Annotated in this window: 13 protein-coding genes and 1 tRNA gene; 5 read left to right on the top strand and 9 right to left on the bottom strand. The window is 62.8% G+C overall.

Annotated features, from left to right (window positions below; all coding sequences use genetic code 11):
- From A8950_RS03110 to A8950_RS03075, 8 genes are all read right to left on the bottom strand, one after another.
- Entirely contained in the window at positions 1-1,743 is a 1,743-nt protein-coding gene (locus A8950_RS03110; RefSeq protein WP_243735511.1) for an ABC transporter permease, read from the bottom strand.
- Positions 1,727-2,959 (bottom strand): ABC transporter substrate-binding protein, encoded by a 1,233-nt coding sequence (locus tag A8950_RS03105; protein ID WP_133612146.1) that lies wholly within the window; start codon positions 2,957-2,959, stop codon positions 1,727-1,729. The genes A8950_RS03110 and A8950_RS03105 overlap by 17 nt, the downstream gene beginning before the upstream one ends.
- Before the next feature lie 72 nt (positions 2,960-3,031).
- On the bottom strand, positions 3,032-3,793 hold the full coding sequence (locus A8950_RS03100; RefSeq protein WP_208109716.1) for a TVP38/TMEM64 family protein: 762 nt from the start codon (positions 3,791-3,793) through the stop codon (positions 3,032-3,034).
- Entirely contained in the window at positions 3,783-4,619 is an 837-nt protein-coding gene (locus A8950_RS03095; protein ID WP_133612145.1) for a DUF547 domain-containing protein, read from the bottom strand. Before A8950_RS03095 ends, A8950_RS03100 begins: the two co-directional genes overlap by 11 nt.
- Positions 4,620-4,634: 15 nt before the next feature.
- On the bottom strand, positions 4,635-5,258 hold the full coding sequence (locus A8950_RS03090) for a CDP-alcohol phosphatidyltransferase family protein (RefSeq protein ID WP_133612144.1): 624 nt from the start codon (positions 5,256-5,258) through the stop codon (positions 4,635-4,637).
- Complete coding sequence (locus A8950_RS03085; RefSeq protein WP_133612143.1) at positions 5,255-6,766, bottom strand: dihydrolipoyl dehydrogenase family protein; 1,512 nt, start codon at positions 6,764-6,766, stop codon at positions 5,255-5,257. Before A8950_RS03085 ends, A8950_RS03090 begins: the two co-directional genes overlap by 4 nt.
- Before the next feature lie 370 nt (positions 6,767-7,136).
- Positions 7,137-7,211 (bottom strand) — tRNA-Gln (locus A8950_RS03080).
- A gap of 194 nt (positions 7,212-7,405) precedes the next feature.
- Positions 7,406-7,903 (bottom strand): thioesterase family protein, encoded by a 498-nt coding sequence (locus A8950_RS03075; protein WP_166644970.1) that lies wholly within the window; start codon positions 7,901-7,903, stop codon positions 7,406-7,408.
- Positions 7,904-8,293: 390 nt separating this feature from the next.
- On the opposite strand from A8950_RS03075, the gene A8950_RS03070 reads away from it, so the two are divergent.
- The 5 genes from A8950_RS03070 (at position 8,294) to A8950_RS03050 (ending at position 13,598) form a co-directional block, all read left to right on the top strand.
- Positions 8,294-9,892, top strand: a complete 1,599-nt coding sequence (locus A8950_RS03070; RefSeq protein ID WP_133612141.1) for an ABC transporter substrate-binding protein — start codon at positions 8,294-8,296, stop codon at positions 9,890-9,892.
- An 81-nt stretch (positions 9,893-9,973) separates the two neighbouring features.
- A complete protein-coding gene (locus tag A8950_RS03065) occupies positions 9,974-10,984 on the top strand; it encodes an ABC transporter permease subunit (RefSeq protein ID WP_133612140.1) in 1,011 nt (336 codons plus the stop codon).
- Positions 10,985-10,990: 6 nt separating this feature from the next.
- Positions 10,991-11,905 carry an ABC transporter permease subunit gene (locus tag A8950_RS03060; RefSeq protein WP_133612139.1) on the top strand — a complete coding sequence of 305 codons (915 nt, stop codon included), beginning with the start codon at positions 10,991-10,993 and terminating at the stop codon, positions 11,903-11,905.
- Between the two features lie 2 nt (positions 11,906-11,907).
- Positions 11,908-12,774: an ABC transporter ATP-binding protein gene (locus A8950_RS03055; protein ID WP_133612138.1), complete on the top strand. Its 867-nt coding sequence runs from the start codon at positions 11,908-11,910 to the stop codon at positions 12,772-12,774.
- The gene (locus A8950_RS03050) at positions 12,771-13,598 is read left to right on the top strand and encodes an ABC transporter ATP-binding protein (protein WP_133612137.1); all 828 of its coding nucleotides are present in this window, start codon (positions 12,771-12,773) and stop codon (positions 13,596-13,598) included. Before A8950_RS03055 ends, A8950_RS03050 begins: the two co-directional genes overlap by 4 nt.
- On the opposite strand, the gene A8950_RS03045 is transcribed toward A8950_RS03050, so the two are convergent.
- Positions 13,595-15,067 (bottom strand): MFS transporter, encoded by a 1,473-nt coding sequence (locus tag A8950_RS03045; RefSeq protein WP_166644969.1) that lies wholly within the window; start codon positions 15,065-15,067, stop codon positions 13,595-13,597. The genes A8950_RS03050 and A8950_RS03045 overlap by 4 nt on opposite strands.
- Positions 15,068-15,077: the final 10 nt, after the last annotated feature.

Raw genomic sequence — 15,077 nt, 5'->3', positions numbered from 1 at the left:
TCACACCCTCATGGCGCGTCGGTTGCGGAAGAGCAGCGCCGGGACCAGCGAAGCCAGCAGAAAGGCAACGAACGGCAACGTCGCCTGCAGCAGGGCATAGATTCCGATGAGGCGCCGGTTGCCGCCCGAAGCCAGGGCCACGGCCTCCGTCGTGATTGTAGCGAGGCGTCCCTCGCCGATCAGAACGGTCGGCAGATATTGGCCGACCGATACGGCAAACCCTACGGCGGCGGCCGTCAATATGGCTCGTGTCAACATCGGCAACCGAACGACCAGCAGGCTTGCCAAACGCGAACGGCCGAGCGCAGTCGCAATCGAGTCATATCTGGTATCGAGCGCCCGCCACGGATCCGAGAGCGACAGGAAAACATAGGGAAGGGCAAATACCAGATGCACCAGAACCAGGGCCGACAGGCGGTATGTGGTGCCGGACGCCAGAAACAGCAACTGCAGTCCAAAGACAAAGGTGATCTGCGGCACGATCAAGGGCAGATACAACAAGAACGGAGCCCAGCCCCCGGCTTTCTTGCCGCCTTGCGTTTCGCGTTCGAGGCAGCCGACAGTCAGCAGCAGGGCAATCAGGGCTGCCGCCAAACCCACCGTCACCGTGGTCCACAACGGCCCTACGGTGCGTGGCAGAACGTCGATCCATGTCTTCAGAGTGTAGCTGGACGGCGTCACTTCCGGATACTGCCACAGCCCGGCAACGGACCAGAGTGCCAGGACGGCGATTCCCCCGAACACGATGGCCGACGCGCACAGAACCGTCCCGGCCGCGAACCAGCGTAGCCCCCGGTCCCGCCGGCATCGGGCACCCCGATCACGGGCGGCAATCAGCGCGACCCTGCCAACCCGTTCGGTGGCATGCCACAGCAACAGCGCGACAATGGTAACGCCAAACTGCAGCAGAGCCCCGGCAGAGGCGCGAAATCTCGCGGCAAGGTCAGGATCGCTCATCCATTCCAGCAGTCGGGTTGCCAAAGTTCCCGGCATCGTCGGGCCAAGGATCACAGCCACGTCGACCACCGAACTGGAATAGGCGACGACCGCATAGACGGCAAAGCGGATCTGCCGATAGATGCCGGGCCAAAGCAGGAAAAGGAAGCCGGCTATGCGGCCATACCCGAGCGACGCCGCCAACTGCCTGGTGGCAGACAAGTTGACTTGAGGAAGAGCCGCCAGCGCGACCAGAAACAGGAACGGTATCTCCTTGATCACCAGCCCGGCGACCAGGGCTAGGCCCAGCGGGTCATGTGGAATCAAGAGGTCCGGAGGCCGGTCAATGCCGAGGACAGGCGCCACTAGCCGAATGAGAAAACCCGACGGCGCGAAGAGGAACGCTATTCCGAACGCGGCAGCTGCATGCGGAATGGCAAGGAGCGGAGACAGGAAATGCTGCACCCGGCGCAAGACCGGTGTGCCGGCGAAGGCGGCCAGGAAAAGCACCACGGTCAGGACCGACAGCGATGTGGCGCCAAGGCCACTGAAGAGACTGAGCAGCGCCGATCTCGCCAGGCCCGGCACGGCCGCCAGATCGGAGAAATGCGCCAGGCCGACTTCATGGCCGCCCAGTGCCGGAAAATAACCGAAGGCAGGCAGGATCACTCCCAGCATGCCGAACAGCAGCGGCAGAGTGAGGACCGCTATCATCGCCATAAGGGCGAGCCGTGGCGGTAGCGTGTCGGTCAGCAACCTCGTTGCAGCCGCACGCCCCGTCGATGCCGGTTCAGTTGCTTTCAACATACCGCCGTTGCCACTCGCCCTCGATGCGATCCATCCAGCTCGCATGCGGTTCGGAGATGACTGGCCCGAGTTCGTTCGGTCGTAATGTGGCGACCCCGAGATCAAGGGCCATGAAGGCGTCGCGCGCCGATTCCGGCAGTTTGGTCAATGACAGCACCGTTGGATCGCCCCAGTATTGCGGGTCCTGCTTGCGCAATTGCGCCTCGGCCGAGATCAGGAAATTCGCCGTCAGAAGCGCCCCTTCCTTCGCATTGGCGTTATAGGGGATGGCAACAAAATGGGTGTTGCCCAGGGTACCCCCGGAGAAGGTGAAGCTGCGAACGGTATCCGGCAGCTCACCGGCGGCAATGGCGGCGGACGCCTCGGCGGGGTTGAAGGCAAAGATGATATCCAGTTCGCTGTCCGCCAGCTTCTGTTTCATGTCCGGATAGTTCTTGGGGAACGTCCGGCCGGATCGCCACGCCACCGGATGCAGTTCGTCCAGATAGGCAAAGAGCGGCGCAACGTCTCTGGCAAAGGTTTCGTCATCAACTCGCTTGGCCAGCTTGCCAGGCTCGTCGATCAATTCGCTCAGCACCTGCTTGAGGAAGGAGGAACCGATGAAGTCCGGCGGCGCCGGATACGAGAACCGCCCGGGATTCTTCTTCGCCCAGTCGAGAAGTTCACGGGCGCTGTCGGGCAGGCCTTCCTTGTCGGTTCGCGCACTATCGTAGAAAAATACCAGCTTGGCGCCACCCCAGGGACTTTCCAGACCTTCCGTCGGTTCCGTGAAATCCGCAAGAATGCTCGACTGGTTCTCGACGTCGACATAGGTCCAGTTGGGAAGCTGCGTCGCCCAACCCGGCGTCAAAAGCAGGTCCTGCCGCTTCATCGAGACGAAATTCTCGCCGTTGATCCAGATCAGATCGACAGCGCCTCCCTGATCCTTGCCGGTCGCCTTCTCGGCAACGACCTTGCTGACGGCATGGGCCGTGTCATCGAGCTTGACATGCACGACGTCGACGCCATATCGCCGGCGCAACTCCGTACCGACCCATTCGATATAGGCGTTGATGCTCTCCGAACCGCCCCAGGCATTGAAATAGACGGTCTGGCCCCGTGCAGCCTGCTCAATCTGCGGCCAATCGGCGAGGTCGAATTCCGCACCCGTTGCCGTGGAACTGACACAGGCAGAGAGGGTTGCCGCGGCAAGAATTCTGGTGATGGTCGATCTCATGCTTGTCTCCCAATCTGTGATCCGGTTTGCGCCTGCTGTCGACTCCGCCTGCGGCACCTGCCCTTGCGCCTGTCAACCTCGCCGCCGCAGTTGCGAAACAATTGTCGGAATTGCGGCAACGCCGGCAAGCAGTAGAAAGGCAAATGTTATCTCCGGCGTGACGAGGTCGGAAATTTCCGCCTCCCGCCCTGCTTCACGGGCCGCCACAAGCACGCTGTCGACGCCCTGGCCGAGATAGGCATAGGCCACGGTGCCAGGCAGAATGCCCAGGAACGTCGCGGCAAAAAAACGGGCCAGGCTAATGTCGAAAAGTGCTGCAGCGATGTTCACGACGAAGAACGGGAAGATCGGCGCCAGCCTGATGACGAAAAGATAGCCGAAGGCATTGTCGCGGAACCCGTCCGCCAACCGCTTGACGACGCCGCTCACGCGCGCTCTCAGGAAGCCGCCGAAAGCCGAACGGGTCGCGAGGAATACGAGGGTTGCCCCGATTGTGGCGGCGATGGCCACTAGGACGCTTCCCAGCACCCACCCGAACAGGAACCCGCCGAAGATGGTGAGGATCGATGCTGCGGGAAAGGAGAAGGCGACCGCCAGCGTGTAGATGACCAGGAACGAGACGGCGGACAGAACGAGGTTACTCTCGACAAAAGCCTTCAGGGCATCGCGTTGTTCGGCGAGAAAACCAAGACTGAGATAGTCCTGGAATCCGAACGCGTAGCCGAGGCCAAGGCCGAGTCCGACAAACGCCACCGGCAGGAAGCGCCACGGGTTCCGTCCGGAATTCCCGGTACTCGCGGTTGGAGCACCTTTTTCACCGTCATCAGACATCATTGAGTGCCCAGTCATATCGGTAACTTCGGATGTCGGCGTCTTCGAGCGCCGCTGCGCGTGACGGTGATGCGTAGGATTGCCAGTGCGTCTTGAGCTCCGCCTCGCCGCCGAAATCCTCCGCATACCAGGAATAGAGCTTCGATGCGACGATGTCGCGGCCGCGAATGTCGATGGCCCGGCGGTGGTTGATATAGTCGGTTGCGGTGCGGGCGAGCGCCGTATCTATTGAAATGCCGGTATAAGCCGCTTGCGCCAGATTGGGGCAGGAATAGGAGGCGCAGTTGAGGCCGTAGTGACTCATCGGGTCCTTGAATTGCGCCCGCACGATGCGATGCTCGATATCATCCAGCGAGAGATCGATCCCGTTTATCCTGAGGACGTTCTTGGACCAGGGACCATCGGCAAAAAAGCCGCCGCCGAGATCAATCTCCCTGATCGACGCAACCGGATAGTGTTCGAGGACAATGTCCAGGGTCTTGGCATTGTAGAGATTGATCCAGTAGGCATATGCCTCGTTGCGCGACAGGCCGGCTGGGTCGATTGCCGCCAGCGCATCAATGTAGCCCTTCAGCTCCTTGCGGTCGTTTTCCCCGAAGGCACGGTAGTCCACGCGGTTGTAGCGCGCGTGATCCGGTTTGACGAAGCGCTGCAGAAGCACGTCAAATGCGTGGTGGTCGATCTTGCCTTGGCCCCTGGGAAGGAACGCGTCAAGTTCCGACGCGGGCACTGCCCTGGGCTGTACCACGGCTGCAGCTGCAGCCAAGACACCGCCGAGAATTCCTCGGCGGGAAATGATTTGGTGTTCTATCTGGTGTCGCACTTGCATCTGTCGGGCCTGCGTTCATTCCTGGTCGCGGCGTTCAGCGAACACCACCCAGCCCTGATACCAGCGAACGACCGTCGTGACGGCGCAAAGTGCTGCAAAGCCATACGCTATCTCCGCGAAATATGCCGGCACCAGGCAAAATGCGACGAAAACGACGATCGTTTCGAAACCCTCCGCCAGGCCACCAATGTAAAAAATCCCCTTTGCGGGAAAGGCGTCCGCCTGGCGCCCCTGTTTCGTCGCTATGATCGAGAAGGCGAGAAATGAAGATCCGGTACCGACAAAGGACACGATCAGGATGGCGGCGGGAAGCGCGTTGGCCGACGGGTCGTGAACAGCGAAGCCGAGCGGAACCAGGGCATAAAATACGATATCGAGCGCTATGTCGAGAAAGGCGCCGCGATCGGTCGGACCATTGATCCGGGCAACTGCACCGTCCAGTCCGTCCAGAATCCGGTTGGCAAGGATCAGCATCAGAGCCGCCATCCACTGCCCGGCGGCCAGCGCCGCGAACGCAATCAGGCCGACCAGAAAACCGAACAGGGTTAGCGCATCTGCATGGATGCCGAGGCGCGCCATGATCATGGCGGCCGGGCGCAGCAGGGTGCGCTGCAGCGGCTGGAGTCGTGCATCGATCATCCACGCCTCCATCGGTGGAACCATTCCAGCATCGCCAGCAGGCGCGGATTGACGTGAGCCCGTCGCCAGATTCCGGCGGCTTGCCTGTTCGCTTCTACGAACGTCGGATAGATATGGATCGTCCCGAGTATCTTGTTGAGGCCGAGGCCGTGCTTCATCGCCAGCACGAATTCGGCGACGAGATCGCCTGCATGGACGCCGACGATGGTGGCACCCAGGATGCGATCCTTGCCTGGAACCGTCAGCACCTTGACGAAGCCATGGGTCGCGCTGTCCGCGATGGCCCGGTCTAGGTCGTTGAGGTCGAATCGCGTCACTTCATACGGGATGTTCTTCTCCCGGGCCTCGGCTTCGGAGAGGCCGACCCTGGCAACCTCGGGATCGGTAAAGGTGGCCCAGGGGATGGCGCTGTAATCCACCTTGAAGCGCTTTATGTCTCCGAACAGCCCGTTGACCGTCGCAAACCAGGCCTGATGGCCGGCGGTGTGGGTGAATTGATAAGGGCCCGCCACGTCGCCGGCAGCGAGGATGTTCGGATGGCGCGTCTGCAGATAGGCATTCGTTTCAACCACGCGGTCAACCGGAATGCCAAGGTCCTCGAGGCCGAACCCGGTGAGGCGCGCGCTGCGCCCGACCGCGACAATCAGGTCGTCGAAAGCGAGGCGCCGCCGCTCGCCTGCATGTTCCGTCTCGATCCACTTTCCATCGGTGCCGGTACCGCAAACCAGCGCCCGGTGGCCAGTCAGCACGTCGATCCCATCCCTTGCCAATGCAGAGCGCACGATTTCGGATACCTCCGCGTCCTCGCGCAGCAGGAGACGGGGGGCCATTTCGATCTGGGTGACGGCGGAGCCAAGCCGCGCGAAGCTCTGGGCGAGTTCGCAGCCGATTGGCCCGCCACCCAACACCACCAGTCGACGCGGTGGCGCCGGACGCTGGCGCAGTACATCCCACATTGTATCGGAGGTGAGGTAGCCGATATCGGCGAGCCCGGGCAGGGGTGGTATAAAGGGCTCGGCACCGGTGGCGATGATCACGGCACGGGTCGTCAGCCGCCTGATTCCATCGCCGCCTTGATCGATCTCGACCGTCCAGGGGTCGACCAGTTTGGCAAAACCCCTGACGACCTCGACACCGAGCGCGGTATAGCGCTCGATGCTGTCATGGGGGGCAATCTCCTCGATGATCCGGTGCACTCGTTCCATGACATCGGCAAAGCGGATTTCGGGCGTGGTCGGAGCCAATCCGTACGAACTGGCCTGGCGCATCTGATGCGCGAGTTTTGCGCTCCTGATCAGGGCCTTCGACGGGACACAGCCGAAATTCAGGCAATCCCCCCCCATCCTGTTTGCCTCGACCAGCGTGACCTTTGCCCGCGTCGCGGCTGCGATATAGGACGAGACCAGACCGGCGGCGCCGGCGCCGATCACGATCAGGTTGCGGTCGAATTTGGATGGTCGCGTCCAGTGCGCTGCTTTGTCATCGCTGTTCCGAGGTCTCAAATGCATGCCGATCCTGCACTGGCTCGCCCGCCGCAGCCGAGCGGGCTGTTGGATTGCTACGTACCAAACGGCAGTTCGTTACAAGTCGATCGCGACATTTCAGGCTTCCCCCGCAACCTGGCCGCTCGGTGGACGCGGGCCACCTCGTTTGCCCAAGGGCGGCGGCGACGGAAATCGCCAACCCGGTATCCTAGCCCGACAGACGCAGATTCCTCCGCGAATGGCTCTTCTTGTGCAAAGGTTATGCCGCGCTCTTCTTCGCCGCGAAAGGGGGCTGCGGTGCTGGCGTCCTCGCAGGCGCCAAATGGCAGTTGCCGCGGGGCGCTGGGGCTGTGACCGTTGCCATGATGGCAATCGGCTGCGCGTTTTCTGCGTGTGGCTGGGGCGCCAGGGATCGAACCTGGGAATGGCGGTACCAAAAACCGCTGCCTTACCGCTTGGCTACGCCCCAATCCGGGTTGCGGGCGCCGGTGTGTTACCGGCCCGCTCGGCGGGCGCTAGATATATTGAATGAAGCCAACAAGGGCAAGGCATCCTTGTGCATCAGGGCGGCACCGCCTAGTCATTTGATTTATAATGACAAATGCGTCTGCTCATACCGCTTGTCGGCTGCCACGCGGTGTTTCTTGGGTCTATTCCTTAAAACTACTTCTTCCGGTTGTGAATCGAGATGGTCCGGCCAAGCGGCGCGGGCAGCGGAAGCCCGGCATGGGCCGTTTTCACCGCCGCCAGGCGATCAAGAATTTGCGCCGGCATCGGCGCCACCCGGCGCTCTTTCATGTCGATCGACAGGATCAGCCACTCGCAGGTGGCGGCGAGATAGCCCTCATCGGCGTGATACATCGCCTGCATCCAATGGGCGCGCTTGCTGTCGTGATCGACCAGTTGCGTGGTAATGCGCAAGGGTGCGCCCAGCAGCAACTCGCGGTGATAGGAGATGTGGACGTCCACCGACATGGTGGAGAAGCCGGTCTTCTTGATTTCGGCATAGCCAAGGCCGAGCGCCTCATAGGTGCTGTCGAAACCATCGTCGAAGGCCCGCAGATACCAGGCGACGTTCATGTGGTCGTTGCCGTCGATCCATTCCGGCAACACCTTCTGGCCGGTATTGACGAAGGGGGCTGGAACGGGGCCGTCGAACATGCCGGGCATCCTTTTGGAAACGGTAAGCGTTGGAATTGCCGCCGGTGAGACTGAGGGTCACGGAGACTCAAGGCAGCCTTGGCGCCGCTGGACGATGCCGAAGGCGCCATTGCCGGTCAAGCAAATGGTTAACGGACCGGCATTCCGGCTGAGCATCCCGGCGGATCGAAGTCTCGGCCCGGCCGAGCGCCGGTTTTGTAACCAAACGGTCAAGCCGGCGTTGACTCAAGCCTTTGAAGGGGAATACGGTTTTTTCAAGGCAGGGCCACACGCATTGATAACAAGAGCCTGCCCGCATCCAGGTCAAGAACTGCACCGGCCGCCCGCGCCCATGCGCGATGCCGGTCGGCTTCAAGATCGTCACATGACGTCCAATTGGGAGACATCCATATGAAACATCGCCTGCTCGGGGCCGTCGCGGCCGCGGCAATTGCCTTTGGTTTCGCAGCCACCGCCGAAGCCAAGACCCTGGTTTTCTGTTCGGAAGGTTCGCCGGAAGGGTTCGATTCTGCACCCTATACCGCCGGAACCACCTTCGACGCCGCCGGCCAGGCCATCTACAGCCGGCTGGTTGAGTTCGAGAACGGCACTACCAAGACCATTCCCGGCCTGGCCGAGAGCTGGGATGTGTCGGATGACGGCCTCGAATACACCTTCAACCTGCGCAAGGGCGTCAAGTTCCACACCACCGAATATTTCACGCCGACCCGCGACTTCAACGCCGACGACGTGCTGTTCTCCTTCGAGAGGCAGTGGAAGAAGGATCATGCCTGGCACGAATACACGCCGGGCATTTCCTGGGAATACTTCAACGGCATGTCGATGCCGGATCTCCTCAAGGACATCGTCAAGGTCGACGACTATACCGTGAAGTTCGTGCTCAACCGCCCCGAAGCGCCGATGATCGCGAATCTTGCCATGGATTTCGCCTCGATCGTCTCAAAGGAATATGCCGACCAGTTGGAAGCCGCCGGCACCAAGGAAATGCTCAACCAGCAGCCGGTCGGTACCGGCCCGTTCCAGTTCGTCGCCTATCAGAAGGATGCTGTCATCCGCTACAAGGCGAACCCCAGCTTCTACAAGGGCAAGGAAAAGATCGACGATCTGATCTTCGCCATCACCACCGACGCCTCGGTGCGCCAGCAGAAGCTGGCGGCCGGCGAATGCCACATCATGCCCTATCCGAATCCGGCCGACCTCGCCAGCCTGAAGGCCGATCCGAACCTTAACGTGATGGAGCAGGAAGGCCTCAACGTCGGCTATCTCGCCTACAACACGACCCAGGCGCCATTCGACAACCCGAAGGTGCGCAAGGCGCTCAACATGGCGATCAACAAGCAGGCGATCCTCGACGCCGTGTTCCAGGGCGCCGGCCAGCCGGCCAAGAACCCGATCCCGCCGACCATGTGGTCCTACAACAACGGCATCATGGACGACCCCTATAATCCGGGCGCGGCCAAGAACATGCTGGACGAGGCAGGCGTCAAGAATCTCAGCATGAAGATCTGGGCGATGCCGGTCTCGCGTCCCTATAACCCGAACGCCCGCCGCATGGCCGAACTGATCCAGGCGGATTTCAAGGCGGTCGGCGTCGAGGCCGAGATCGTGTCCTATGAATGGGCCGAGTATCTCGACCTCTCCAAGGCCAAGGACCGCGACGGTGCCGTGCTGCTGGGCTGGACCGGCGACAATGGCGATCCGGACAACTTCCTCGCCGTCCTGCTGGGCTGCGATGCGGTCGGCGGCGCCAACCGGGCACAATGGTGCAACGAGGAATTCAACAACCTCGTGCAGAAGGCGAAGGTGACCAACGACATCGCCGAGCGGACCAAGCTCTATGAAGAGGCGCAGGTCGTCTTCAAGCGCGAAGCGCCCTGGGCCACCATCGCGCATTCGGTGGTGTTCATGCCGATGTCGAAGAAGGTGAAGGGCTACAAGATGAGCCCGCTCGGCATCCACCGCTTCGATGGCGTTGACATCGAGGAATAATTCCCGATCAGAGGAATTGATCCCAAACCCCCTTCCGCGCGACCCGCGGAAGGGGGTTCTGTCTAATGGAAATCGAGATTCATGCTGCGTTTCATCCTGATCCGACTTGGCCTGCTGGTGCCGACCTTCATCGGGATCACCATTGCCGCCTTTGGCTTCATTCGCGTCCTGCCGGGTGACCCCGTCGTGCTGATGGCCGGTGAGCGCGGCGTATCAGAGGAGCGGCATGCGGAGCTGATGCAGCAGTTCGGTTTCGACCAGCCGATATGGCTGCAATATCTCGATTTTCTGCGCAATGTCATGAGCGGCGATCTCGGCACCTCGCTCGTCACCAAGAAGCCCGTGCTGGTCGAGTTCATGGCGCTCTTCCCGGCAACGCTGGAACTCTCGCTCTGTGCCATCATCTTCGCGGCAATCCTCGGCATTCCCGCGGGCATCATTGCCGCCACCAGGCGCGGCTCATGGCTCGACCAGTCGATCATGGGAACCGCCCTCATCGGCTATTCCATGCCGATCTTCTGGTGGGGGCTGCTGCTCATCATCTTCTTCTCCGGCATGTTGCAGTTGACCCCGGTCTCCGGCCGCATTTCGCTGATGTTCTTTTTCCCCCCGGTTACCGGTCTGATGCTGGTGGATTCGCTGCTCTCCGGGCAGAAGGGCGCCTTCGCCTCGGCGGTCCAGCATCTGATCCTGCCTACCATCGTGCTGGGCACCATTCCCCTGGCCGTGATCGCGCGGCAGACGCGCTCCGCCATGCTCGAGGTCCTGGGCGAGGATTACGTGCGCACCGCGCGCGCCAAGGGCCTGACACCCTTCCGCGTGATCGGCCTGCATGCGCTCAGGAACGCCCTCATCCCGGTCATCACCACGATCGGCCTGCAGGTTGGCGTGCTGCTGGGCGGCGCCATCCTCACCGAGACGATCTTCTCCTGGCCCGGTATCGGCAAATGGATGGTAGATGCCATCTTCCGGCGCGACTATCCCTCGGTACAGGGTGGCCTGCTGCTGATCGCGCTGGTGGTGATGTTCGTCAATCTCGTCGTTGATCTGCTCTATGGCCTGATCAACCCCAAGATCCGGCATGTGAGGTAAGGAACCATGGCACAATCTGCTTCACCGGCATCCGGCGCACCGCGCCTCGAAGGCGACCGTGCGGCACTCCTGCGCGAATTCTGGTTCTATTTCTCGGAGAACCGCGGCGCCGTCATCGGTCTCTGGATATTTCTCTTTGTCTGCGCCGTCGCTGTCCTCGCCGATGTCATTGCCCCCCATGGTCCGATCGAGCAGTATCGCGACGCCCTTCTGAAGCCGCCCTTCTGGATGGAGGGGGCCGATCCGCGCTTCCTGCTCGGCACCGATGCGGTCGGACGCGACATCCTCTCGCGCCTCATTCACGGCAGTCGCTATTCGCTGTTCGTCGGCTGCATCGTCGTGTCGGGCGCCCTCGTTGTCGGCGTCATCCTCGGCCTGATCGCGGGTTACGTCGGCGGCTGGCTGGATTCGCTCATCATGCGCGTGATGGATATCATCCTGGCCTTCCCCAGCCTGCTGCTGGCCCTGGTCCTGGTGGCGATCCTCGATCCCAGCCTGACCAATGCCATGATCGCGATTGCCATCGTGCAGCAGCCGCATTACGTGCGGTTGACGCGCGCGGCCGTGCTTTCGGAGCGCAACCGCGACTATGTCATTGCCGCTAAGGTCGCCGGTGCCCGGGCACCGCGCCTGATGTTCAACACCATCCTGCCGAACTGCCTGGCACCACTCATCGTCCAGGCGGCGCTTTCCTTTTCCTCTGCCATCCTCGACGCAGCGGCCTTGGGCTTCCTCGGTATGGGCGCGCAGCCGCCGACCCCGGAATGGGGCACCATGCTGGCTGAAGCGCGCGAATTCATCCTCCGTGCCTGGTGGGTGGTCACCATGCCGGGCCTCGCCATCCTCATTACCGTACTCGCCATCAACCTGATGGGCGATGGCCTACGCGACGCCCTCGACCCCAAACTGAAGAGGTCGTGACCATGGCACTTCTCGACATCCGCAATCTGGTGGTCGAATTCGATACGGCGGCCGGTCCCTTCCGGGCGGTGGACGGCGTATCTCTTCAGGTCGATCCCCGCGAGGTGCTGGCGATCGTCGGCGAGAGCGGCTCGGGCAAATCGGTCTCCATGCTGGCGGTCATGGGTCTGCTGCCCTGGACTGCCAAGGTCAGTGCCGAGCGCATGGTCTTCGACGGGCGCGACATGATGGCGATGAGTGCCGGCGAACGGCGCCGGATCATCGGCAAGGAAATCGCCATGATCTTCCAGGAGCCGATCGCCAGCCTCAATCCCTGCTTCACCGTTGGCTTCCAGATCGAGGAAGTGCTGCGCTTCCATCTCGGCCTCGACAAGAAATCGCGCCGTGACCGCGCCGTCGAGCTCCTAACCCAGGTGGGCATCCCCGATCCGGCGGCGCGCCTCAACGCCTTTCCGCACCAGATGTCGGGCGGCCAGTGCCAGCGCGTGATGATCGCCATGGCGCTGGCCTGCAACCCGAAACTGCTGATCGCCGACGAACCCACCACGGCGCTCGACGTCACTATCCAGAAGCAGATTCTCGACCTCCTCATGCAGCTCCAGGCCGAGCACGGCATGGCACTCATCATGATCACCCACAACATGGGCGTCGTGGCCGAAACCGCCGACCGCGTCATCGTCCAGTACAAGGGCCGCAAGATGGAGGAGGCCGACGTGCTCTCCCTGTTCGAGAACCCGCAGAGCAACTATACCCGGGCGCTGCTCTCGGCCCTGCCGGAGAATGCGACCGGCGACCGTCTGCCGACCATCGCCGGGCTGATGGAGGATTTCACGCCGGCACCGTCCGCCGGAGAGGGGGCGCGGCCATGAACGACACCGTCCTTTCCGCGCGCAACCTGAAGCGCGACTATCACCTGGGCGGCGGCCTGTTCGCGAAGGGTCGCACCATCCACGCCGTCAAGGGCGTCAGCTTCGACGTCGCCCGCGGCAAGACGCTGGCTGTCGTGGGCGAAAGCGGCTGCGGCAAGTCGACCCTTGCCCGCATGATCACCATGATCGAGGCGCCAACCGCCGGCGAGTTGGCCATCGACGGCGAGGAAATCGATATCGTCAGGAAGGGCATGACGCCGGAGCTGCGGCGCAAGGTCCAGATCGTTTTCCAGAACCCCTATGGCTCGCTCAACCCCCGGCAGAAGATCGGCGACGTGCTGGGCGAGCCGCTGCTGATCAACAGCAAGACCCCGAAATCGGAACGCGACGACCGTGCCATGGAGATGCTGAAGAAGGTCGGCCTGCAGCCGGAGCATTTCAACCGCTATCCGCACATGTTCTCGGGCGGGCAACGCCAGCGCATCGCCATCGCGCGGGCGCTCATGCTGCGGCCTAAGCTGCTGGTATTGGACGAACCGGTCTCGGCGCTCGACCTCTCGGTACAGGCCCAGGTGCTCAACCTGCTGGCCGATCTGCAGGACGAATTCAACCTGACCTATGTCTTCATCAGTCACGACCTTTCGGTCGTGCGCTACATCGCCGACGAGGTGATGGTGATGTATTTCGGCGAGGCGGTGGAATACGGCAGCCGCGATGCGGTGTTCTCGAACCCGCAGCACGAATACACCCGAACGCTGTTCGCGGCGACACCGCGTGCCGATGTAGCCAGCATCAAGGCCCGCCTTGCCAGGCGAGCCGCCTAGGTACGCTTCGGCGTCAGCCGGAACAGCAGCGCGGCACCGGCCAGCATCGTCGCACCGGCTGTCATCGCGCTGACATCGAAGGCCGCGGCGAAGGCGCGCCTTGCACCCTCGCGCAGCATCGTTGCCGCTGGCTCCTCCATCGAGGCGGCTGCCGCCAGGGCCTCGCCGATGGTACCGGGCGGCAGAGTTGCGCCCCCGGCCCCGCCCATGCGCTGCAGGAACATCGCCCCCAGCAGGCTGCCGAAGATGGCGATGCCGAAGCCGGTGCCCAGTTCGAACACCACGGATTCGATCGAGGCAGCACTGCCGGCGCGGGCCGGCGGCGCGCCGGACATGATGGCATGCGATGCCGCCATCATCGCGACACCATGGCCGCCGCCGATTGCGGTCAGTGTCAGCACCGCCGCCCAGAGCACCTGGACGAGGTCATAGGCCCCCAGCGCAAGATAGCCGCCACCCGCCGTGACCAGTGCCGCTGCCAGGATGGCGCGCGCACCGAATTGCCCGATCAGGCGACCGCCCAGCGGGCCCATCACGAGGGCGCTGAGCGGCATGGGCAACAGGAACCAGGCTGCCGCAAGCGGCGACAGGCCCATCACGCTTTGGAGTTGTTGCGCCAGGGCGAGCTCGAAACCGGCCAACACCAGGAACGGCAGAAAGGCAGCCAGCGCACCCGCGACCACCGGCCGCGCCGCCAGCAGCCGAAGATCGAGGAGCGGATTCGGATCCCGCCACTGCGAACGCGCGAAGACACCGAGAAATGCCAGACCGGCAATTCCGACAAGGACCGCCGGTGCATCCGGCTCGGTCGCCAGTACCTTCAGGGCATAGGCAAGGCCGATGACGCCGGCGATACCGAGGATCGCGGGCCACAGGGGTGGTCGTTGCGCCGGGCCCAGGGGCGCATGGCGGCCGAGATATCGCGCCAGCAGCGGCATCAGCACGGCAACCACCGGCAGGTTGATCAGGAACACCGAGCCCCACCAGAAATGTTCCAGCAGCACGCCACCGACCAGTGGTCCCAGCGCCGTGCCGCCGGAGGCGACGCCACCCCAGACGCCGATGGCAATTGCCCGCTCCTTGTCCGAGACGAAGACCTGACGGATGATCGACAGTGTGGCCGGCACGATCATCGCCCCGCCACAGGCCAGCAGGCCCCTTGCGGCGATGAGCAATGCCGGGCTGGGCGCCGAGGCCGCCGCCAGCGAAGCCATGCCGAAGAGCAACAGCCCCGCCAGCAACAGCCGCCTGTGGCCGACAATATCGCCCAGCGGCCCCGTCGCGATCACCAGCCCCGCCAGCAGCAGCGAATAGAGATCCAGTATCCACAGCAATTCGCGGGCGCTCGGCTGCAGGCCGGCGGCGAGCGACGGCGCCGCGATATAGAGGATGGTGGAATCGATGGCAATCGGCAGCATGGCAGCCGACAGCAGCCCGAGGAGCAGCCAGCGCCGACGGCCGACGGCCATCGCCGTTGCC

The sequence above is a fragment of the Dongia mobilis genome (genome assembly GCF_004363235.1).
Taxonomy (GTDB): Bacteria; Pseudomonadota; Alphaproteobacteria; order Dongiales; family Dongiaceae; genus Dongia; species Dongia mobilis.
This window is presented reverse-complemented; position numbering and strand designations above follow the sequence as displayed.